The 22,801-nt window shown below is 58.1% G+C and carries 13 protein-coding genes and 1 pseudogene; 6 read left to right on the forward strand and 8 right to left on the reverse strand.

Annotation, left to right across the window (positions count from 1 at the left end; all coding sequences use genetic code 11):
- Position 1 precedes the first annotated feature (1 nt).
- The 3 genes from AACY50_RS11585 to AACY50_RS11595 all read right to left on the reverse strand — a co-directional run bounded on the left by AACY50_RS11585 (position 2) and on the right by AACY50_RS11595 (position 9,031).
- Entirely contained in the window at positions 2-2,791 is a 2,790-nt protein-coding gene (locus tag AACY50_RS11585) for an RHS repeat-associated core domain-containing protein (RefSeq protein WP_339538585.1), read from the reverse strand.
- The gene (locus tag AACY50_RS11590) at positions 2,788-7,305 is read right to left on the reverse strand and encodes a SpvB/TcaC N-terminal domain-containing protein (RefSeq protein WP_339538586.1); all 4,518 of its coding nucleotides are present in this window, start codon (positions 7,303-7,305) and stop codon (positions 2,788-2,790) included. The genes AACY50_RS11585 and AACY50_RS11590 overlap by 4 nt, the downstream gene beginning before the upstream one ends.
- Before the next feature lie 202 nt (positions 7,306-7,507).
- Entirely contained in the window at positions 7,508-9,031 is a 1,524-nt protein-coding gene (locus AACY50_RS11595) for a fumarate hydratase (RefSeq protein ID WP_221730643.1), read from the reverse strand.
- 459 nt (positions 9,032-9,490) lie between these two features.
- Here AACY50_RS11595 and AACY50_RS11600 point away from each other — a divergent pair, with 459 nt between their 5' ends.
- Genes AACY50_RS11600 through AACY50_RS11610 form a run of 3 tightly spaced genes read left to right on the forward strand, consistent with a single transcriptional unit; the run spans position 9,491 to position 12,304 of the window.
- The gene (locus AACY50_RS11600) at positions 9,491-10,597 is read left to right on the forward strand and encodes a GGDEF domain-containing protein (RefSeq protein ID WP_339434288.1); all 1,107 of its coding nucleotides are present in this window, start codon (positions 9,491-9,493) and stop codon (positions 10,595-10,597) included.
- On the forward strand, positions 10,590-11,525 hold the full coding sequence (locus tag AACY50_RS11605) for an iron-sulfur-binding ferredoxin reductase (protein WP_339434287.1): 936 nt from the start codon (positions 10,590-10,592) through the stop codon (positions 11,523-11,525). The genes AACY50_RS11600 and AACY50_RS11605 overlap by 8 nt, the downstream gene beginning before the upstream one ends.
- 29 nt (positions 11,526-11,554) lie before the next feature.
- Entirely contained in the window at positions 11,555-12,304 is a 750-nt protein-coding gene (locus AACY50_RS11610) for an enoyl-CoA hydratase-related protein (RefSeq protein WP_339465227.1), read from the forward strand.
- 188 nt (positions 12,305-12,492) lie between these two features.
- On the opposite strand, the gene AACY50_RS11615 is transcribed toward AACY50_RS11610, so the two are convergent.
- The 4 genes from AACY50_RS11615 to pyk form a co-directional block, all read right to left on the reverse strand.
- On the reverse strand, positions 12,493-13,779 hold the full coding sequence (locus tag AACY50_RS11615; protein WP_339538587.1) for a hypothetical protein: 1,287 nt from the start codon (positions 13,777-13,779) through the stop codon (positions 12,493-12,495).
- Between the two features lie 214 nt (positions 13,780-13,993).
- Complete coding sequence (locus AACY50_RS11620; protein WP_339538588.1) at positions 13,994-15,271, reverse strand: delta-60 repeat domain-containing protein; 1,278 nt, start codon at positions 15,269-15,271, stop codon at positions 13,994-13,996.
- A gap of 275 nt (positions 15,272-15,546) precedes the next feature.
- Entirely contained in the window at positions 15,547-16,281 is a 735-nt protein-coding gene (locus tag AACY50_RS11625; RefSeq protein ID WP_339538605.1) for a hypothetical protein, read from the reverse strand.
- A gap of 199 nt (positions 16,282-16,480) precedes the next feature.
- A complete protein-coding gene (gene pyk, locus AACY50_RS11630; RefSeq protein ID WP_339431009.1) occupies positions 16,481-17,932 on the reverse strand; it encodes a pyruvate kinase in 1,452 nt (483 codons plus the stop codon).
- A gap of 192 nt (positions 17,933-18,124) precedes the next feature.
- Between pyk and AACY50_RS11635 the strand changes: the two genes are divergently transcribed.
- A complete protein-coding gene (locus AACY50_RS11635) occupies positions 18,125-18,511 on the forward strand; it encodes a tetratricopeptide repeat protein (protein ID WP_339431008.1) in 387 nt (128 codons plus the stop codon).
- A gap of 231 nt (positions 18,512-18,742) precedes the next feature.
- The gene (locus AACY50_RS11640; RefSeq protein WP_339431007.1) at positions 18,743-19,102 is read left to right on the forward strand and encodes a PilZ domain-containing protein; all 360 of its coding nucleotides are present in this window, start codon (positions 18,743-18,745) and stop codon (positions 19,100-19,102) included.
- Positions 19,103-19,246: 144 nt separating this feature from the next.
- Here the strand turns inward: AACY50_RS11640 and AACY50_RS11645 are convergent.
- Positions 19,247-19,393, reverse strand: a pseudogene (locus AACY50_RS11645) (DUF6124 family protein); the annotation flags it as partial.
- Between the two features lie 226 nt (positions 19,394-19,619).
- Between AACY50_RS11645 and AACY50_RS11650 the strand changes: the two are divergent.
- Positions 19,620-22,790, forward strand: coding sequence for a hypothetical protein (locus tag AACY50_RS11650; protein WP_339538590.1), 3,171 nt, complete (start codon positions 19,620-19,622; stop codon positions 22,788-22,790).
- Positions 22,791-22,801: the final 11 nt, after the last annotated feature.

Consider the following 22,801-nt stretch of genomic DNA (forward strand, 5'->3'; position numbering starts at 1 on the left):
TTCAGTGACCGTTTTTAAACTTGGTGAGCAAGGTGTTTCCCGGCTTTTTTGATGCAAGATGCCGTTGTCTTGCTTTGTACAGATTGTCAGTGGTCCCCATCTCTTTGTATCGCGCAAGTCCGGCCTGAGCCTGTGCGATGTTGGCGAGTACGGCTCGGTTTTTCTGTTGCAAGCCAGAGCGCGTAATGATGGCCAGCGTTTCGCTGGAAGTATTGGCATTGACATTCGGGAGCACATTGGCAGGCGAAACACTGTCAACGCCCAATGCGTCAAAAGCGTTTTCCGCCCATGCAGACCGTTGTTCGATGGCCGCTTTCCAGTCGCTGAGCATTTTTTCGATCTTTTCAATTTTCACCGGGTCAAGCCGGTTCTTGATGTCTTGTGCTTCCTGCGCCCGACTTCCCATATTAAGCGCGCCGGGAATAATCCCCACCACTGACCCGAATACCCTGTTCATTAAAAATAATGGGTTGAATAACGAATTGAGTGCCGGATGCAGCACTTCGCTCTTGAAGTCTTTCCATGAATTGATTTCCTTGACGGGGGCCTCGATCCCCAGGCTTTGATCAATCGCGCTGACGGACATTTGCGAGGTCTGCGGGATCAAAGGCCCGACTTGCAGGCCGATATGGTTTGCCACCGGCTCAAGGATGGCCCCAGCGACATCACCCCCGATGTTGCCACCGACCAACGATGAAGGTTTCAACACGTTCGGTTTCACTTCAAGTGCTGGAAACAGGGTGTCAAATTGGGTGCCGCCCAAAGATCCACCTTCATAACCGACAATACCTCTGACGGTTTCTCCCGCCAGATTCACCGCCATGTTCAGTGCAACATTTTGATTAATGATGTTGTGTAGTTGCCATAGTACTTCCTCGGAGTGCCCTTCTACGGCGGAAGCAAACGCCGAATACAGCATGATCACGCTTTCTGCCCGCGTGTTACCGTCCGGATCGATAAAACGGACCGGGTTATTCCCCACGAATGCATATAAATTCAGACCATCCGCCTGCTCTGCGTCGGTGCTGATCCAGCGCTGCAAGCACGGCGCGTAATAGCGTGCGCCGTAGTAATACAAACCGCTGACGTCCATTTCCTTGCCCGAATAGCGGATGAAGCGGTACGTGGTTTCCGAGTTCGGTGCCATCCACGCGGTTTCGCCAAAGGGGTAATAGCCTTCCTGGCTGATCATGACGGCGTCTTGATCCAGTTCCATCACGCTGGAACCGAGATGATCTTCGAGGTTGTAACGCATTTGGTCATTGGCGATTTCATCGATTTTTTTCGCTGCCCAATGTAGGCAGCGGGCGTTGCCGAGCGTGATGACGTGCAGTTCTTCACCGCTGTCGCGGGTGCGGATTTCAAGCCCGGGCAGATAGCGCACCTGGTGGAAATGTTCGGCGTTGGCAGCGAAGGTTTCGTGGCGCTTGAACACGCGCATACCCTGGCTGTAACCGTAGTACTCGGCATCATTGGAACCGCCATCGCGCTGGACCAGGATCACGCTTTCCAGCTCATCGCGGGCATTCCAGAGCAGTGGCTGGCCCGGTTGCACGGTCAGTTGATTGCCGTGGCGATCGAACAAAGTGTCGAAATCCGGCGGCTCGTCGCCGGTTTTCCAGCGTTCCCCGCGATTGCTCTTCAGATCGATGAACATTTGCCGGGTCGAGTTGTTGCCGGCGCGTACGTGACACAGTTCGATCAGGTTGCCACCGTTGTCGTACTGGTAGGTCTGGGTGTAGTTGAGGCGATTGTTCGGGTCGCCCGGTTGCGGCAGGCCGGGAATGTCCGGTGGCGGGGCGTCGTCGTAGCCGGTGGCGCTGGTCAACCGATAGAGCGAGTCGTAGGTGAAGTTGCGGTGGCCATCGATCAACTGATTGGCGAAGTAACGTGGTTGAAAGGCGTGGTCTTCGATGCGGGTGATATTGCCGACGGGATCGTAGAAATATTCGAGGTCTTGCAGCACTGCGCCGGTGTCTTTGCGACTGGACTGAGTGTGCAGACGACTGTCTGCCGGGTCGTACGTCCAGCGACTGAGGACAAGATTACCGGCCTGCTGCTCGATGATCTGGTCGGCGGCGTTGTACTGCGCATCAAGCAACACGGGCTGCCATTGGCTCTGGCCGCTGATCAACAGTTGTACCTGCCGAAGGTGCCCGGCCAGGCCGTAGCGCGAGCGTCGCCGATGGCCACCGGCGTCGGTCTGCTCGAGCAGCGCGCCGAGCGAGCTGAACACATGGTGAGTGGTGAACGGCTCACCGTCGTGGAACGTGCGGGTTTCCCGCAGCGGCTGGCCGGTCAGGGAAAAGCTGTCCGTGAGCAACGAACCGGAACGGTCTTTCTGTTCCAGCAACTGGCCGCGACGGTTGTATCCGGCTTCGGCCGAGGCGTCGGCGTAAGTAAAAACGTCGACATCGGGTTGGCCATTTTCCTCGACCGCGACCACCCGCAGTTGCTCATCGAAGATCGTCTGCCAATGGCTACCGCGCTGATCCCAGCGCCGCAACGGCTCGCCGGCCAGACCCGGCAGGGTCAGGCGCCAGCCGGCGTCGACGCTGTCGGATTTCAATACCGTGCCGTCCAGGTTGTAAACCGTGGTCAGGCAGGGTGCCGACAAGCGCGGATCCCATTGCTCGACCAGACGCCCGGCGTAGTCATGCTGCCGACGGGTTACCAGCGCTACGGGGCTGTCGGCCGTCACACTGCGCAAGTACCCGACCTGCCGCACTGGCAAACCACGCGCATCGCTTACCGCCAGTGCAGGTGTACGGCGATGCACGTTGGCAATCATGGCTGCGATGCCTTGGTTGGCGATGACAGCTCGGCGGTGTCGTTGAAGTCTTCGCTGGTGTGATACCAAGGGTGGTACGTCTCTCGGGAAAAGTCGCCCTTGGCATTGACCATTCCGACCTGGCGGCCCTTGACGTCATAGCGAAGCTGATCGTGATGGCTCAGTGTGCGTAGGGACTGATCGTTGACGTAGGTATAGGTGTTGGCGAAAAACGCGCGGTACTGACGAACGGGCAAGCCTTTGTTGTTGTATTCGACCCGCTCGCTGATGCGCCAGCGCGGGTTGGCATCGACCACTTTGATCTGACCATCCTCGATAATCAGCGAGCCGTCGTCGTCCACGGCATACGCCTTGCCCGGGTCGACCAATTGCTGGGTTTGCAGAGCCCGGCCAAAACCGTCGACGCAGGCTTTGGTGATCTGGATCTGCGCCAGCGGATCGTCGGGGTAACGATCGGCACTGAGGATCACGCTGTGCACTGGTTCGCGATGCACTGTTGCGATGGCGTTTTGCAGCGCCTGTTCATCAGGCGTCAAGGCGCCGCTGCGCCGGGTCAGTTGGCGGCGTGTACTGGCCCTGATGTGGCCGCTGGGCAGCAGATAACCCCGGGCAATCCATGTCGTAGTGGCGTGGGTGTGGTTGGCAATTTGCCCCATCCAGCTGAACAGATCCTTGCGCAGGGTACTCGCGGCTTTTTGCACGGCATCGGTCGGGTTGGCAATTGCCGTAGCCGGGCTCCGGTCCTGCGGAAGTTTGTATTCGCTCAGTGGCCTGAAACCCGCTTCCCTGTTGTTCTCTGAGCCATAAAAACTGGTGGCCAGGGGCTGATTGGAAGGTTCATACAACGCCTGATGAGTGTTCAGGTTGGCATCGATGATTTTCAGCGCTTGCAGCGCGTGGTAGTCGTACTCGATGCAGGTGGTACAGCCATCCGGCAGTTCCACGAGGGTGACAGCCAGCGCATACGCGTCGTATACGGCGTGAGTGAAGCCATGGCTGAGGGTTTCGCGATAGCGGCGCACCTTGTAGAAACCGTCGAGGCCGGCGTATTCGGCGCAGTTGTAATTTGCCGACCACAGATTGTGCTCGGCGCTGCCCGAGGAGTCCTCCCAGAACAGAAAAGGCATCGGCAGGTAACCGATCTTTTCCAGTTCGCCGCGTACGTCAAAATCCGCTAAAACGCTGTAAGCGTCCAGCGCGGTTTTGTCCAGTTGGGCCACTTCCATGGGGCCGGTCAATGCCTCGAATCCGGCAATGCCATCGTCCAGCAGCTTGCCATCGGTACTCACGTAACGCTGCACGGACTGTGTGGTCAGCACCCGTTCGGTATTCCAGTACGCCGAATCCTCATGTTCCATCAGGCATTCATAGGACACCTGCGCAGGTGTAAGCCCGGTGGGAAGTGTGCCATTGGACGACAAGACCAATGCATTGCCACGCTGTTGATAGGGCAAACCAAGACGCCAATGCTGCGGATCCTTGTCCAGATCGATGAACACAGAACGGCTTTCATTGAGGTAGAACGACCGTTGTGCCGGGTCATGGGCGTCGTACCACCACTGCTGTTGATCAAGATCGTCGAACGGTGGCGTATCGGTTTCGGTGAGCCGCCTGGCGTAGCTCACTGTGATTGAATGCGTCGGTTGGCCGTAAGTGTTGTAGCGCAGGACCACATCGTTGCGACACATGGGGTCATCGACGAAACCGTCGTACTGGTAGCTGATCCTTTCCACCACCAGCGGCAGCAAGACTGCGGCGGCATAGGCGCCTTGCTCGCGCACTTGACGCACCCGATAACGCATTTCTTCGACCGTATAAGGCGTGGTGATCCGCGGAACATCCTCGCCAGTATCGGCATAGGTCTCGATGCGCGTGACCGAGCCGACCAGTGCCCGGCAGATCTGGTAGCGAGTGTCGGCGTCAGAAGAATCCAGCTGTTCCTCGCAGTCGTCCGCCTCGTGATATCGGCTGAACAGCGTATCGCCCAGTGGCACCGAATGTGCGTCGTGATTGAAATAGTCGTCACGCGACCGGTTCATCGATTGCCCGGTATGAAACCAGGTGAAGACCCGCATCGGCTCGCTGAAGCCTTCTCCCTCATCGTTGCTGGCGCTCTCACTGTCGGTTTGCTGCAGCAAGCCGAAACCGCGGAACTCGCGCTCAACGCGGTCGTAAAAACCTTCGCACCAGGTGAAGCGCTGCGTCAGGCAGTTGCCGGTGATTTCATCCAGTTGCTGCTGTTTTTTGACCACCGCCACCGGGAACGGCAAGTGGCAAGCCGGAAAACGTCTAAGGCTGGGCAGGCGGCGTTTTTCATCCAGCCATTCCTGCGCCGAGCTGCGGTAGACCACGCTGGTACTGCAACCCATGTTGTTGTTACTGCTGGTCAACAGATACGGCTTGGCCGAAACGAAATCGTAGCGCCAATGCTGCGGCTGCATGTGCGTCACCGTCAGGATCAGGCTGGCGCAGCCCAGGCCTTGCAGATCGGCGAAACTCACCTGACAGAGGCGATCGTAGCGCACGCCGTCGGGCCACGGCACGCTGATCGGTATTTGCTCCAGGCCGTTGCCGCCGCGATTCAGGTAGATCTCGAAGGTATCCGACATCAGATAAATCAGCGACGCGGCACCGGAACCGTCGAGATCGGCCAGACGTACGCGGGATGAATCGAATTGCTCGTAGTTGAAGGGCAACTCGCTGATCTTGCGGCCTGTGCCAAACCGGCCGTGACCCAGGTTCGGCCAGCAGCGGATTTCGTCATGGCGTATCCGGCACAGCTCGGGCATATCGCTACCCAGCAGGTTGCCCAACAGCACCAGTTCTGTGCGCGAATTGCTGAACAGTGGCAAGCGGTCGTCGTCGGGTTGGTGAAGCACCTCTTCAGGCGCGGCGAAGCCTTGTTCGCGCTCGTTGGCATACAACCGCACGGAGCTGGGCCCGATCAACGCCAGGCTACTCAAGCCGTCACCGCTCAAGTCGCCAAGTGTCGAGAGCGTGTTGAAAAACTCTGGTGGGAATTTGCCGAAGGGGACGAAGTCGGCAAACTCGCGTTGTTCTGTCAGGGTGCGAAAACCACTGATACCCGGTTGCGCGATGACCCAATCGAGCCGACCGTCACCGGTCAGGTCGGTCAGCAGTTGCTGGACCGGACGGTTGCGATCGGCGAGCGGAATCTTTTCCAGTGCGGTCCATGGCCCATAGCCGATTTCATCGGTGCCCTTGGTCGCACGCAATGGTTCGCGGTAGTACCAGGCCTGGTCATAACTGCAGAGGAAACCCGGCACACCTTCGCCATAAAGATCCACACACTGGTAAAAACCACCGTCCTCGATACTCGGCTGGACATCGGTTTCGAAGAAGCGCGCCGGGGTTTTATTGATGTCGAAGGGGGCATAGTCGAACTCGACCGGCGGCGTGTTTTCGACAATGCCGCTCGCATCGAATGCCTGATAGTGCGCCGCGCTGATCTGGCTGTAGGCCCACTGCGCGATATTTTGCGGTTGGTGATATTCCAACAGCAGGCGGCGTACCAGTTTCGGTTGCTCGGTTTTTTCCTTGGAGAACTGATGAAACAGCAACGCTTGCTGGCACAGTCTGCGCGTGCCCAGTTCAAAGCCCCGACCATGGGTTGAAAAACGGTCGGGGCGGACTGTCCAGGGTTTCAGGGTGTCACCGTCGTAAGCAGGAATATCGGTCAGTGATGTGCTGCGTTCGCCGTAATCGAACAGCAGATGAAAGTGCCAGTCCAGTTCGGTCGGATTGTCCGTGGTCCAGCTATACAGATTGCTGCTGGCCGTGAAGTTGCCGTAGCACACGCGGCGCAGATAGCGCTGGGCGCGGTAGTCATGCAGCGGGTCGGGATCCTGATCATCGGCCTTGTACTCGAAACAGATGTGTTCACCACGTGCGTTCATGCTTTCGCACAGCAGCCAAGCGGCGATGCGTCCGGGAGCGTCGGGGTCGGCGACGCGTGTCGCTTCGGTCTTGCCGTAAAGGTGCAGTGAGCCGTCGGCGCCGTGTATCAGCCAGAAAACCGGTGGATCGGCTTCTCGGGTCTGCCGCTGCCAACGCTCGCGCAAGGCAAAGTCGCTTTCGATTTGCGGCCAGTAACGCACCACTCTGTACGGGCCGATGTCGACGCCGTTGTAGGTGTTTTCTTCACGGAATTTGATTTCACCGTTTTCATCCAGCTCCGGCATCCACACTTCGCCATCGGTACCAACGATCTCGTCGTGATCGGTATAACGTGGCACGCCTTTGTTGGTTCTGCGATTGATCTGACCCACGCCGGCCAGCTGCCAGGAAAGGCCGAATGGACCGTTGCCACTCTGACTGCTGTAACTCAGCGAGAACTGAGGATCCCAGCCCCGCCCGGCAGACGTTGGAATCGGCAACTCGAACGAGGCGGCTCCGGTCGGGCCCACAGCGCCCCAACTTTTGCCGATGGTGGCGATCGATGCGCTTTTGGCGATGGAGGGTGTGGTGATGCTCAATTCTTGCTGATCAGGCATGGTCGAATCCATTGCGCACGGGGTGGGCGTGAATGGGCTGACGCTAACAAGAAAGGCATTGAAATGAACCTGTCAGATCTGACAGGTGCGCAAGATCATTTTGTATGCATTGACGGAGTTTTTATCCCGTTCGGTTTGTACAAACAAAAAACGGCCGGATCATCCATGGGATGAGCCGGCCGTTTTCATGGAGGCGAAGCGCTTACTGCACTTCTACCGCCAGGCTTTGGCTGATCTTCTGTTGCCAGATCGCAGGACCGGTGATGTGCACCGACTCACCTTTGCTGTCCACCGCAACGGTGACCGGCATGTCCTTGACCTCGAACTCGTAGATCGCTTCCATGCCCAGTTCGGCAAACGCCAGCACTTTGGACTTTTTGATCGCTTGCGCCACCAGGTAAGCCGCGCCGCCGACCGCCATCAGGTACACGGCTTTGTTGTCCTTGATCGCCTCGATCGCAGTCGGGCCGCGCTCGGACTTGCCGATCATGCCCAGCAGACCGGTTTGCTCAAGGATCTGACGGGTGAACTTGTCCATCCGCGTCGCGGTGGTCGGACCTGCCGGGCCCACCACTTCGTCACCGACCGGATCAACCGGGCCGACGTAGTAGATGAAGCGACCTTTCAGATCGACCGGCAGGGTTTCACCTTTGTTGAGCATCTCGACCATGCGCTTGTGCGCGGCGTCGCGACCGGTGAGCATTTTGCCGTTGAGCAGCACGGTTTCGCCCGGCTTCCAGCTCTGCACGTCTTCCGGGGTCAGGGTGTCGAGGTTGACGCGACGGGCCGACGGGCCGGCTTCCCAGACGATTTCCGGGTAGGCGTCCAGCGGTGGCGCTTCCAGCGAAGCCGGGCCGGAACCGTCGAGCACGAAGTGCGCGTGACGGGTGGCAGCGCAGTTCGGGATCATGCACACCGGCAGGGAGGCGGCGTGGGTCGGGTAGTCCATGATCTTCACGTCGAGCACGGTGGTCAGGCCGCCGAGGCCCTGGGCGCCGATGCCCAACTGGTTGACCTTCTCGAACAGTTCCAGACGCATTTCTTCGATGCGGTTCTGCGGGCCACGGGCCTTGAGTTCGTGGATGTCGATGGATTCCATCAACACTTCTTTAGCCATGACCGCGGCTTTCTCGGCGGTGCCGCCGATGCCGATGCCGAGCATGCCCGGTGGGCACCAGCCAGCGCCCATGGTCGGAACGGTCTTCAGGACCCAGTCGACGATCGAGTCGGACGGGTTGAGCATGGCCATTTTCGATTTGTTCTCGGAACCGCCGCCCTTGGCCGCCACGTCCACTTCCACGGTGTTACCCGGGACGATGGAGTAGTGGATGACTGCCGGGGTGTTGTCCTTGGTATTTTTACGAGCGCCCGCCGGGTCGGCGAGGATCGAGGCACGCAGGACGTTCTCCGGCAGGTTGTAGGCGCGACGCACGCCTTCGTTGATCATGTCGTCCAGGCCCATGGTGGCGCCATCCCAGCGTACGTCCATGCCGACGCGCACGAACACGGTGACGATACCGGTGTCCTGGCAGATCGGGCGGTGGCCGGTGGCGCACATGCGCGAGTTGATCAGGATCTGCGCCATCGAATCACGGGCCGCTGGCGATTCTTCGCGCAGGTAGGCTTCGTGCATCGCCTGGATGAAATCCACGGGGTGGTAATAGGAAATGAACTGCAGGGCGTCGGCAACGCTCTGAATCAGGTCGTCTTGCTTGATCACGGTCATGAGTCGCGCTCCTCTAAAAGACGGGAACATTTTAATAGGGCAGCTTTGAGCTTCGAGCTTCGAGCGGCAAGTCAAAGGCAGTACGTGGACTGTTTGAGCTTGCGGCCTTGAGCTTGCAACTTGAAGCTGGCCCTTTGGGCCGGGCACGCCGGGGCTGCTGGCGCGACGCTAAAAAGGCGCGGCAGTATACCGCGCCTCGGTGGGGCATACACGCGCCGGGATTCATTCGTTGGTCGAATGGCTTGATGGGGGGCGGGGGATTTCATTGGCAAATCGAGATCCTTGCCCCTCAGTCGGGCCCTGTCTCCCAGGGCGGTGAGGGGCTTTTGAGGCCACGCTTTTGACGCCAATTATCCGGCCCGAAAATCAATGGTCATTTATCGACTACGCCACTAAAGTGGCAGCCGGTCTGTAGGGTAGGACACTCGGTCAGCCTCCAAACGCACGGTGAGTCAACGATTGACCCATAACGCCATTCAACGTCTTTTGCTTAAACGCTTCGCCCTCGCTGCAGCCACCTATGGATTGGCTTTGCTGCTGCTGTGGCTGGCGTTTTTTACCGGTCATTTCGGCGAGTCCCTGCGTGCTGTGACCATCGGCAGTGTGCTGGTGGTGATCAGCCAAGCCACCTTGTTCGGCCTGTTCTGGAGCGGACGCAATATGCGTTTTGCCGACCCCAGCCTCACCGAAGCGCAAGTGCTGCTCGGGCTCGGCTGGCAGACGTGGCTGATTGCTCACCTGGACGAGGCCCGGGGCGCGTTTTTGGTGTTCTACGTGCTGATCCTGCTGTTCGGTCTGTTTCATCTGAGCCGACGGGCGTTCATCCGCTGTGCTCTGTTGGTGTTCTTCAGTTTCTGCGCGATTACCCTGTGGGACGGTTACCACTTCCGCCTGCCGGAGCCAGCGCTCGCCGTGCTGCAAGTGTGCATCCTGGCGATGGTGCTGGCGTGGCTGGTGATTTATGCGCGCTTTGTTCAGGTTTCGCGTCAACGCATACGCCAGCGCCGGTTTGCCTTGCAGGCACATCAGGACACCTTGCGCGGGATGATGCGCCAGCTCGAAGACCTGGTCGCCACCGACGAGTTGACCGGGCTGTTCAATCGTCGACACTTTTTGCGTCTGGCCTCGCGTGAACTGAATGCGATGGACAGCGAAGCGGTGCACGGCCTGGCGCTGATCGACCTCGACCATTTTAAGCGCATCAACGACCTGCACGGTCACGCCGCCGGCGATCAGGTGCTGCAGGCCTTTGCCGGTGTCGCCCAAGCGTGTCTGCGCGACGGCGACGTATTGGCGCGTTATGGTGGTGAGGAATTCGTGGTGTTGCTGCCCGACTGCGACGCCGAACGCCTGACCGCCTGCTGCGAACGTCTGCGCGTGGCCTTTACCGACGTCGAATTGGTCGGCGTGAATGTGCGTGATCTCAGCCTCTCGGCCGGCATGACCCTGTTGACCTTGGGCGATGATCTGGATGACGCCTTGCAGCGCGCCGACCAGGCGCTCTATCGAGCCAAGCGTGACGGGCGCAATCGCTGTGCGGCAGCCTGGGAGAACGTAGATGCCTGAGCTTCGTGTGGGTCAGCAGAACTGGTCGGTAGCGGCGGGTAGCAACCTGCTCGATGCCCTCAATCAGAACGGCGTGCCGGTGCCATATAGCTGCCGCGCCGGCCGTTGTCATGCCTGCCTGGTGCAGTGCGTGCAAGGCCTGCCGGCCGACAATCGCCCGGATGCCTTGAGTGCCGAACAGCGCCAGCAGGGTTGGCGGCTGGCTTGTCAGTGCCAGGTTGTCGAAGACTTGCAGGTGCACACCTTCGATCCGGCGACGGACGGACGCCCGGCAGTTGTCGAGGCGCTGGACTGGCTGAGCGACAGCGTTCTGCGTTTGCGTCTGAGTCCGCAGCGCCCGCTGCGCTACAGCGCCGGGCAACATCTGGTGTTGTGGATCAATCACATCGCACGTCCGTATTCGCTGGCCAGCCTGCCGGAAGAAGACCGTTTTCTGGAGTTTCACCTCGATTGCCGCCAGCCCGGGGAGTTCAGCGACGCGGCACGTTGTCTGCAGATCGGCGACCCGATCCGCCTCGGCGAACTGCGCGGTGGTGCGTTGCAATACGACGCCGACTGGCATACCCGACCGTTGTGGCTGCTGGCGGCGGGTACAGGCCTCGGCCCGTTGTTCGGTGTCTTACGTGAAGCGCTGCGTCAGGATCACCAGGGCGCCATCCGCGTCATTCACCTGGCCCATGACGCCAGTGAGCATTATCTGGCCAAACCCCTTGGCGCACTGGCCACCCAGCGTGAAAACCTGACCGTCGAGCTATGGACGGCGGCCGAGGCGCCCGCCGCTTTGGCGCAACTGCGCCTTGTTTCCCGGCAAACCCTGGCCTTAGTCTGCGGCTCGACGGCCAGTGTCGACGCCTTCGCCCGGCGTCTGTACCTGGCCGGATTGCCGCGCAATCAACTGCTGGCCGACGTATTCCTCAGCCGTGGTTGAGCGCTGATCCATCAGACGCGAGACACGCCATGACCGAAGCCATCCTGCTGGAACGCGAGCGCGGTTTACTGACCCTGCGCCTCAATCGCCCGGACAAGAAAAACGCCCTGACCCGCGCCATGTACAGCCGTCTCGCCGAGGCGTTGAAGCAGGCCGACAGCGACCCCGACATCAACGCCGTACTGATCACCGGCAGCAGCGAATGCTTTACGGCCGGCAATGACATCGCCGACTTCATCCAGCAACCGCCCAGTGACCTCGACAGCCCGGTGTTCCACTTCATGCAGGGCCTGCTCGAATGCCGAAAACCGGTGATCGCGGCTGTGGCCGGCGCAGCGGTGGGCATCGGCACCACGCTGTTGCTGCATTGCGATCTGGTCTATGTCAGTCGCGATGCACGGTTGTGCATGCCATTCGTCAACCTTGGGTTATGCCCCGAGTTCGGCTCCAGCCTGATCCTGCCGCGCTTGCTTGGCCAGGCCAAAGCAGCAGAGTTGTTGTTGCTCGGTGAAGGTTTCAGCGGTGAGCAGGCCGCGGCCTGGGGCATTGCCAGCGAAGCGTTGGGCAGCGGCGAAGCGGCATTGGCCAAGGCGCGGGAGATGGCGCTGCGCTTCGACGAATTACCGCCCGAAGCGGTGCGCATCAGCAAACAATTGATGAAAGCGCCGGATCGCGAGCAGATCCGCCAAGTGATCGAAGAGGAGGGCGCACTGTTTACTCAGCGGTTGCGCTCACCCGAAGCGCTGGCGGCGTTGACCGGGTTTATCAAGCGGCATTGAATTTTCGCTGACGGTAGCGGCCTTTCGGGAGCAAGCGTCCTCCCCAATCTGAAATTCATTCCCCTGTAGTGAGCAGGCTCGCGATTGCATTTGATCAGTCAAAACCCCTCTGGGATCAGAAAGACAAAAGCCCCCCGCCATTCACATGACGGGGCGACATTGAATTGCAGACAGACTGTGTGTCGGCTTCAACTCTTCCCGTGGAAACGAAGGATCACGCCCTGAGTCACCGACGTTGACAGAAAGCCCGCGATCACGATTTTTCCATCGTCCTGCAGAGTGAGGCCGTCGAAACGATTAACCGCCCCTAGTGAAGTAATGACCCAACCTTGGTCGTTGAAAGAGAGATCGTCTTTCGCATCGCTCAGAAGTCTGGCCACTATCACGTTGTTATCTTCTCCTGGCCAGTGGTTATTGCCGAGCAGCACGATTTTTCCGTCAGGTTGCATGACCGCATTTCGCCATGTGGTGTTGCGGCCATCCACTTGGGTCAGCAAAGGTTGTCCACGGTTGAACTGAATATTGGCTTTACCATCCGGTTCGAGGCTGATCAAAAGGCCCTGTTCAGCGCTGCCTGCCCACCCTAACGCCAGAAGCCGATTGTTCGGCTGGCGAATCACTTCTCTGACGGTCGTGAACTGTGTTGACGGCGATGAAAGGACGACAAATCCGCCGTTGCCAAAAGCGGTATCGGGCCGGCCGTCAGGGGTGTAGCACGCGAATAATGGCATTGAGCGACCCGAAGCTAGCAACAGATTGCCACCGACCATGATCCTGCCCTTTTCGTCGATGTATCCGCTGTTCATTGTTATGGCATTGGGGTCATGTTCCGGATGAACCACTTGGACATAACCTTTTCCATTGAAGGAAGTGTCCAGAGAGCCATCGATGTTCAGCAAATAGGCGAGGGGGGTGGGGGACAAGCCATTATTAAAGGTTTTTACGATCAGGATCTTGCCTTCAGTCGATGCGCTTACGCTGTATGAAGAGTCTTGATCCTGACGTTTCGATTGACCGGGGAACTGAGCCTGCAAGCCTTGGGGTATTGGCAGAGTCACAAGACCGTTGGAGCCGAATTCGCGATCCAGTTTGCCGTCGCAGAAGAAACGGGCCAGTACGGGGACGTTGCCTGACAGTCCAATCAGTAGAATCTTGCCATCGGCCTGCAGGATGATGGAATTGCCGATGGAGACCGGTGCAGAGCCAAGTGAACCGCTGACAATGCCATCCACGCCAAACGATTTATCCAGCGATCCTTCAGGCAACAAGCGGCCCAATATGTAGTGCCCTCCGGAATCATGAAAAGCATCGCCAGTAAAATAAAGGCGTTCCAGTGTCGAAAGGGATTGCGCTGTAACGTCTAAAAGTGTGGTTTGCGACCGCAGGTTAGGGATGTTCAGGTGCCAAATGCCTTTCTCACCAAAACTTTCATCCAGTGAACCGGCTTGTCGGACTGATGGGCTTGGAGTGGCCATGTAACGCTCCTTGAATGGATTGTTTTCGGCTTTAGTAGCTGCCCATCATCCTGCCGCGTCTACTGGCAGGTCTGACAGTTGACACTGGTTTGTTCGTTGTGCGTGCCGCGCCTCACGGTCAAGGGGCGCTGCCTTTCGAGCGCCGCATGCAGAAAGCAAAAGCCCCGTCATTCATCGGCCGGGGCTTTTGCTTTCTGCTCGCTTGAAGTAACAATCAGCCAAGTCCGTGCAAGCGCAGTACCTGACCTTGAAACTGCGGGGTAGTCCCGGTTCCTGCCACTACGATCTTTTCATCCTTCTGTAGCGTGACAGCGTAGAAAGTTGTTCTGCCGCCAACGTCCGTACCCACCCAACCGACGCCCGCGAATGTTGTATCAAACGAACCGTCACTGAGTATTCTTGCGACGACGGCTGTCGCTGTTTCATCCAGTTGCTTGCCTATCAAAACGATCTTGCCATCCGGTTGCATGAGTCCGCCGGCCCAGTAGGTGGGCTCATTATTCAATCGGGTGAGCAAGGGTTGACCTCGATTGAACTGGAGATTGGCGCTGCCATCCGGTTCCAGACCGATCAAGAGACCTTGGGGCGTTTCGGTTCTGCCGATGCCCAGCAGACGGTTGTTCGGTTGTTGAATAATGGCCACCAGTCTGGCGGACTCCGACACTGGCACAATGACAAACCCGCCATTGCCAAAGCCTTGATCGAGGCTGCCGTTGAGTCCGTAGCGCGCGAACAGAGGCGCCGACGTGCCTGAGCGTGGCGCCAGTTGGCCGCAGACGACAATGTTGCCGTCCTGATCGATCAAACCGCCATGCACTTTGACGTCAGCAGGATCGGCACCCGGATAAATGACCTGGACATACCCCTTGTCATTGAAAGAAGTGTCCAGCGAACCATCGTTGTTGAGCTGGAAAATAAAGGCGCGGGTGTCCGCCAGATGAGTGATGACGTAAGAATTTACGATCAGGATTTTTCCATTGTCGAGGGGCAAGACGTTTGCCGGCACGCTCTGATCTTTACCTCCCCCCACGTCTATGAACATCAGGGCATTGAGCTCTTGAGGTCGCGGAAGTACGACATGCCCCGCCATTCCAAATTCGACGTCCAGCGTTCCGTCGGGCAGGTATCGGGCCAATGCCGGATCACGTGCGCCTCCTACAGACCCGGTCACGAGAATTTTGCCGTCACTGAGAACGCTCACGGCGTTCCCCCGGGACTCGTTTGTTCCGGCAAAAAAACCGGTCACGACGCCATTCGTGCCAAAGCGGTTGTCCAGCGTTCCGTCAGCCAGCAAGCGCCCCAGCAGGTAGGGCGAATGGGTGACACCACGTCGTATCTGACCGGTGAAATACAGGTGCTCCAGGGCTGTGGTGACGCCGAGGATGGTTGTTTCAGAGCCCAATTGCGCGAGGTCGAGACGAAAAATACCTGCATCTGCAAAACTTTCATCAAGCGACCCTGCGGCCTGCACAGATCGATCTGAGTGGTTCATGTGGCTGTCCTTGAGTAGGGGGCGACTCAAGTAGCTACCCCTCACCATCCCCCGTCTACTGTCAGGTCTGACAGTAGACGGGGGATGTCACTCTGTGATTTACGCTTGCTGTGTCAGCGATGAGGCCGGCACAGGCGCCACACCTGCCTGACCCGGACGCAAAAAGTCCCGCCATTCAAATGGCGGGGCTTATTTTTCAGAAAGTCAGGTGGACCCATATCCTGACGCCATCGATACCCATGGTTGAAGAGGTTGTCAGAGGTGATTGCATACCTTCAACCAAGCAGGCCGCGCATGATTTTGATGTTCGTATCGGTTGTCCAACTGAAAAACAGTACGTTGTCAGGCATGAACGCGATGGCGAGTGATGAGCCCGTGGTCTGCGGGAAACGCAGGGAGCCGGTGCCTTTGCCGAATGAGCTGTCGAGTGTGCCGTCACTGATCAAGCGAGCGATCACAACGTTCCGTGTGGCCTCCATCGGCAAGTCTGCTCTCCCTGCCACGAGAAGTTTTCCGTCGCTCTGCGCTGTGCCCGCAAGCCACCCGGTTTCTGCATAGTCGAGCACTGTCTTGAGCGGTTGTGTGCGGTTGAACTGAATATTGGCTTTGCCGTTTGGCTCTCGACTGATCAGCAATCCTTTTCTGACGCTTGCAGAAGCTTCACCGATGGCAAAAACGCATTGATTGGGCTGCAAGGCCAATTGATGAATTGCAAAGTATTCCTTTTTTTCACCAACACTCAGATAACCCGTTTTGTTGAAAGTCTTGTCCGGCGAGCCATCGCTGTTCAGCACAGTGATGACGCCGAATGGGCTGTCCAGGTTCTGCAGCAAAAGGTTTTTGCCATCGGGCATTACTGATGCCTGAGCCTGATCGTTATTGGGTTGACGGTCAGTTGCAGGTGTTGATGCGCAGCGGGTGGCCGGTAGATCGACGATGACTAAACCATTGTTGCCGAAGGTAGCGTCCGCAGTACCGTTCAGCGCCATCCGAAACAGTGCTTTTTCGATGGGGTGCCGCTGGCTCTCATCTGTTTGGCTTCAGGAAGGCAAGGCCTTCTTTCGTTCTTGATGGGATGCAGGCATCGACCTTGGCAGGCTCCTTACTGTAAGACCTGACAGTTGACGCATGAATAATTGCAGTGTCGGCCTTTACAGGGGCGAAAAAAAACCGCCATTCACATGGCGGTTTTTTTCAGCATCCGGTCACTCAGACCTGCGGGTCGCCCACGTGCAGGATCTTCATGCCGTTGGTGCCGCCGGTGGTGTGGTAGCTGTCGCCCTTGGTCAGGATGACCCAGTCGCCTTTTTCCACAACGCCGCGTTTGACCAGTTCGTCGATGGCCTTCTGGCTGACTTCGTGCGGTTCCAGCGAGGCTGGGTCGAACGGAATCGTGTACACGCCACGGAACATCGCCGCACGCGCCTGAGTCTCGCGATGTGGCGAGTAGGCGTAGATCGGCACCGAAGAACGGATACGCGACATGATCAGCGGGGTGTAGCCACTTTCGGTCAGCGCGATGATCGCTTTGACGCCCGGGAAATGGTTGGCGGTGTACATGGTCGCCAGCGCAATGCTTTCGTCGCAGCGGGTGAATTCCTTGCCGATGCGGTGGCTGGAGGTTTTACCGGTCGGGTGCTTCTCAGCGCCGACGCAAATGCGCGCCATCGCTTGCACGGCTTCCAGCGGGTACAGGCCAGCGGCGGATTCGGCCGAAAGCATCACGGCGTCGGTGTAGTCGAGCACGGCGTTGGCCACGTCGGACACTTCGGCGCGGGTCGGCATCGGGTTCTGGATCATCGACTCCATCATTTGGGTCGCCACGATCACAGCCTTGTTGTGGCGGCGTGCGTGCAGAATGATTTTCTTCTGAATGCCCACCAGTTCGGCGTCGCCGATTTCCACACCGAGGTCACCACGGGCAACCATCACCGCGTCGGAGGCCTTGATCAGGCCGTCGAGGGTTTCGTCGTCGGCCACGGCTTCGGCGCGTTCGATCTTCGCCACCAGCCAGGCAGTGCCGCCGGCTTCGTCGCGCAGTTGACGGGCGTAGTTCATGTCGGCGGCGTCACGCGGGAAGGACACCGCCAGGTAGTCGACTTCCATTTCAGCGGCGAGCTTGATGTCGGCCTTGTCTTTTTCAGTCAGGGCCGGAGCGGTCAGGCCGCCACCGCGACGGTTGATGCCTTTGTGGTCGGACAGCGGGCCGCCGATGGTCACGACGCAATGCAGTTCGGTGGCCGTGGCGGTTTCAACGCGCATCACCACGCGGCCGTCGTCGAGCAGCAGCTCGTCGCCCACGCCGCAGTCCTTGACCAGATCCGGGTAGTCGATGCCGACCACTTGCTGGTTGCCTTCGGTCAACGGATGGCTGGTGGAGAAAGTGAACTTGTCACCGATCTTCAGCTCGATCTTTTTGTTGGCGAATTTGGCGATACGAATTTTCGGGCCTTGCAGGTCACCCAGCAGGGCGACGAAGCGGCCGTGCTTGGCAGCGAGGTCACGCACCAGTTTCGCGCGAGCCTTGTGCTCGTCGGGGGTGCCGTGGGAGAAGTTCAGACGGGCAACGTCCAGGCCAGCCAGAATCAGCTGTTCGAGAACTTCCGGCGAGTTACTGGCCGGGCCAAGGGTAGCGACGATTTTGGTACGACGGACGGACATGCAAAGACTCCTGAGTTCAAGCGCTAGCGAAGGCTACTATGCTCGAGGGGTGTAGTCATTGTTCGTTTGCACTACTTTTTGCGAAGCGCTTCGTTCTAATCTTTTCTTTATTGAACTCGGCAACTTTGGGACAAACGCGCCTGAAGATTTCCGAGCAGGGGTCGATACAGAGCACAAGACAGGAGAACCCTCATGCGATTGTTGCCCATTGCCGCCCTTGCCCTCAGCGTCCTCGCCGTCACGGGCTGTACCCGTTGGTCGATGAACCATCATTTGAACAACGCCTACAGCGCCTATGATCGCGGCAATTGCGAGCAGGTCATGCTTGAACTGTCCAAGGTCGAACGCGCCAGCCGTGCCCGCCCGTACGTGTGGCCGGAAGTGTCGATGATGCGCGGCCAGTGCCTGGAACGTCAGAAAATGTTTGTCGACGCGGCGCAGACCTATCAGTTCATCATCGCCTCGTACCCCAACAGCGAATACGCCTACCGCGCACGCGCGCGCCTGGAAACCTTGCAGAGCCTGGGCCATTACCCGATCCCGGTCGCCACCCCCGCCGTGCGGCCAACCCGCTTTTAATGGAAGTTGTCAGACAAAATCTGGCTGTGTGTACAAGCTGAGCTATAGTCGATTAACCCGGGTTTAGAGCCGAATCTGTAAACCCGGAGCAACACCTGCGACTGGCAAGTGGTCAGGTGACGGCGACGTAGCGACCGTCACACCGGAAGCGGGGAGAGCGTGCCTGCGACTCAGGCACGTTCCGAAGCAAAGGTGCGGCTCTGTGACGGAGCCTTGCATGGCGAACTGCGCATGTTTACCGACCGCCGGATTGAACGGCATCAGCTGCCGTATTTCCTTAGAGTGTTCAATAGCGTTACCGACAAGCCCATCGGTTTTCTCGGCAACGTGTCCGCAGACGGGCTGATGCTGATCAGCCATTTGCCCATGATGGTTGGCGTGGATTTCCAGTTGCATCTGAAAATCCCCGCCAGCGATGGCTGCCAGCAAGTCATCGACTTCACCGCGTATTGCGTGTGGTGCCATGAAGACGCCACGCCGCTGCATTACGACGCCGGGTTCGTTGTGCAGCGACCGCCGCCGGAATATGGGGAACTGGTGCAGGCGTTGCAGCGTTATTTCAGTTTTCAGCCGTTGCCGGCTTCGGCTTGATTTCGGCGGCGCTCGCTGTTGCCATCGCTGGCAAGCCGCCTCCCACAGTTTTGCATTGTGCATGGATGTTGCTGTCGACGCAGACCCTGTGGGAGCGGGCTTGCTGGCGATGGCGTCTTCAAAGGCGCCCGTGATCCAAAACCAGGCCACCGCGATCGCCCGCTCCTGATCCAGCGCCTCTTCCGCCAGCAATAACCCCATCTCACTCATCTGATAGATCGCCATCGCCATCGCCAGATGCCTTGGCCTGTCATCGAGGTTGTCGGCCAGGTCGAGCAGCAGAATGCTGACCGGGGCAACTTTAAAGCGCACAAGCCGGCGGATTCTGAGTGAGTTGTCGGCAACTGCGCAACCTGGTGTAGCCGGGTGTTAGTAGCTGAAGGACATCCGTATGTTGTAGCGTGAGAAAAGTTACCGTTGGTCGGGACTGTCAAAGTTGACAGGTGCGCGCGTAAGTCAGGCCGCCGTAACTTAGGACGACCCGCCACTAGCGACGCCGACAATTGGAGCCCCGTGAATGACTTCCGACGACAGCGACAAATCCAGTCTGGAAATTTCCGGGCAGCAAGACAAAGAACTCGTCAATCAAACTGATCTTCGCGAAGTAACTGAAGATGCATTGGTTTCTGGCGCGGGGCCGCAACAATCGAGTGATGATCTTGCTTCCTCTATGTCGAAACCTCCCCCAGTAGAGTTGTTAGCGCCATATAGCTCTGTCATTCAAGGATGGGCGTTCAAATTGGAGTTCCGAATTCCTTGGGACGGAACCCATCAAGTATGGATAGATTACATGGTCGATGGCGTCATTCATCATCAGGTTTCCGAGTGGTTTCCCGGGCGTGTTGTTAATGTCGTCAATACAGCGTATACGAGCGACGGCGCAAGGTCGCTACGCATCCAGTGGCGTCTCGGAGATGAATTTTCGGATTACAGGTATCTCGATTACTACATTATTCATGACGTTTTAAGTTTCGAAGATATTTCAGAAGACTTTACCATTCGCGGTTATGGGGGGGGCGGAACGACGGCTTTTGCGTTGGAGGTGGGTCCCGGGAGTCACAACGCACTTGGTGCTGAAGTGGATTGTGGTCAGACTTGGGTTGCGCCGCTTGATACGGTGTACCCCCCAGGAAAAAAATCCATTGGGATGTTCCAAACGGCTCGTTATAAGAATCGTCAGTACTTTCGCTTATCTGCAGTCAGAGAAATGTTTTATTTATATTTGCCAAAGCTGGAGTCTCCCCGGCAAGGGCAAGTCTTGCGAACGTCCGAGTTGAGTTTCAGTGGCAAGGGGCATCGCGGATTAAGACTTCAGGTAGTGAGTCGAGATGATCACTATGACGTATTAAGTGAAGCTTCAGTAACTGCTTCCGATTCTTGGAAGTTGGCACCATTAAAAGAACGCATCCGATCTGGGGAACTCACTGTTGAAGTACAGTATACACACCCCAATATCAGCCACGGATACTCAAGAGCGGTCACGTTTGTTGCCGTCGGCGTGCTTGAAGTGCTCAAACCAGGACCCTCTTCTACGCAGGAGCCGAATTTTGTGTTGGAAGGGGACAACGGTGTAAGCGGCGCCAGTATTTCGGTGTATTTGGATCTCACCAATTCGCTGGTCGGCTCGGCGGTTGTGCCTGAGAAAGGTAGTTCGTGGGTTGCTTCTGTCGCTGATTTGCCACCAGGGCCGATCAGTCTCGTTGTCGAACAGGATCTGGGCGGTGTGTCATCCGAACGCAGTGCACCGCGAGCCTTCAGAATCCGCCCTCCCGAACTGGAAAAACCTGATGTCACCTTACTCCCGGATACAAGCTTGAAGTTCTCCGGCACGGGCCATTTCGATCAAAACCTCTCCACCGAAATCCAGTTCTCTGCCAGCGACAGCTCGCTGCCTTTACCTCCCAACATCCGCGTCGATGGGCTGGGTCAGTGGGAAACCGCCCCCGTTGTCTGGCCTCTTGGCTCCTACAAGATGAAGGTGATTCAAAAAATCGCCGACAACGCCAATGGCTGGATCGAATCGCTGCCGCTTGAATTCGAAGTCCACAACAACATGCCGGATATCACCGAGGCGAGCTACACCGAGGAGTATCTACCCGTCTTCAGCGGTGAAGGTTACACAGGCGCCACCGTCTCGCTCAGGTTTCCCGATACAACCGAGGCTGCACGAAGTGTAGCGGTCGTGAACGGCAAATGGTCGACCCCGGCATTGGTGAAGTGGGGGCCAACCAACAAGCGGGAAGTCCACATTACACAGCATCTGGGAGACCATCCCTCGCAACGTCCTTTCATACTGCACGTCACGATTCCACCGCTGGCGCCAGGCCTGGATGATCCTTCCGAGGAGGGGTTGGAGCCGATATTCAGTGGCACTTGTTGGTCTGAAGCGGTGGTGAAGCTCCGGTTCAGCGACGACGGCTCGGAGTACGAAGCGGATGTGGAGGGTGAGCGCTGGGCATTTCAGCGAACCAAAGCATTTGAACCGGGAGTCCTCCACCGCGTCACCGTTACCCAGATCGTTGTCGATGTCCCTTCAGTGCCGGCATCGAAAACCTTCACTGTCCACAGAGTCATGTTGCAACCGCTCATCGTCGCGCCGGTATCCGGCTCAGAAGTGGGGTACGACGTCACCATTGAAGGTGATAACGGCATGCAGGGCGCGATGATGCAATTGCATGACAGCCAGATGGGAGGAACGCTGGGCGCTCCGCTCGAATTGCTTGAGGAGGGCAAATGGTCGATCGAACTACGCGATCTGGAGCTGAGGCATTACTTCCTCCACGCGCAACAGATACTTAACGGGCAAGAGTCGACCAACAGCGCTGTGCACGAACTCAAGGTGGTGGTGCCGCCGCCTCGATTCACGACGCCGATCCCTGGCGGGAAAGCGCCGCGCACCTCGAAAATTGCTGGCACTGGCCGACCTGGCGCGCGGGTGGAGGTCTGGCTGGAAGGCGCTACTGAGCCATTGCTGACGGATATTGAAGTGAACGCGTCAGACAGCTGGGAAGCCGAAGTGAGTCTGCCGGTGGGAAACACAACCATCTGGGCTTTTCAAACCTTCGTCCACAATGGCACTCCACAACGCTCTCAGCCCAATGAGCGTTTGCGTTACAAGGTCGTGCCGGCGGCTCCGTTTATCGAAACCCCGACTGCCGATGACCATGTCGGCCGACGGGTCGTGGTGTCGGGTTTCGCGACGCCCGGCGACACCGTGACCGTGACGCTGGGTAGCGACCAGGCAAGCGTCGAGGTGCGGGAAAACCGGACGTGGTCGGTAACGCTGAAGCCTGGGCAAAACGAAGGCAATCATGAACTCGAAGTTGTGGCGGCTTACGAAGGGTTTGAATCCGATAGCGCGAAACGCACGCTTCAGCTGGCAACTTATCTGCCCACCATTGAGATACCCGCGCCGGGACGCTGGGTCAGCAACCCGGTGCTGTTTGCCGGCACGGGCCGTCAAGGTGTCGGTGTTCTGGTCGACCCCTTCAACCCGGACAAGACATGGGCAGCGTCGATTCAGGTCGACCCTGACTGGCAAGGCCTGTCTGACCAAGCGCTACCGTTGGGTGGCAACTGGTGCCGTTTCAAGCTGCAACCAAGCGATAGCGATCCGCTGGGTTCCGACTGGGTCGCCAGTGAGCGGTTTGAAATCGAATCAGTACCGACGGGTAAATCACACTTGTAAAATTCCGATGA

The organism is Pseudomonas sp. RA_15y_Pfl2_54 (assembly GCF_963971015.1).
Lineage (GTDB): Bacteria > Pseudomonadota > Gammaproteobacteria > Pseudomonadales > Pseudomonadaceae > Aquipseudomonas > Aquipseudomonas baetica_A.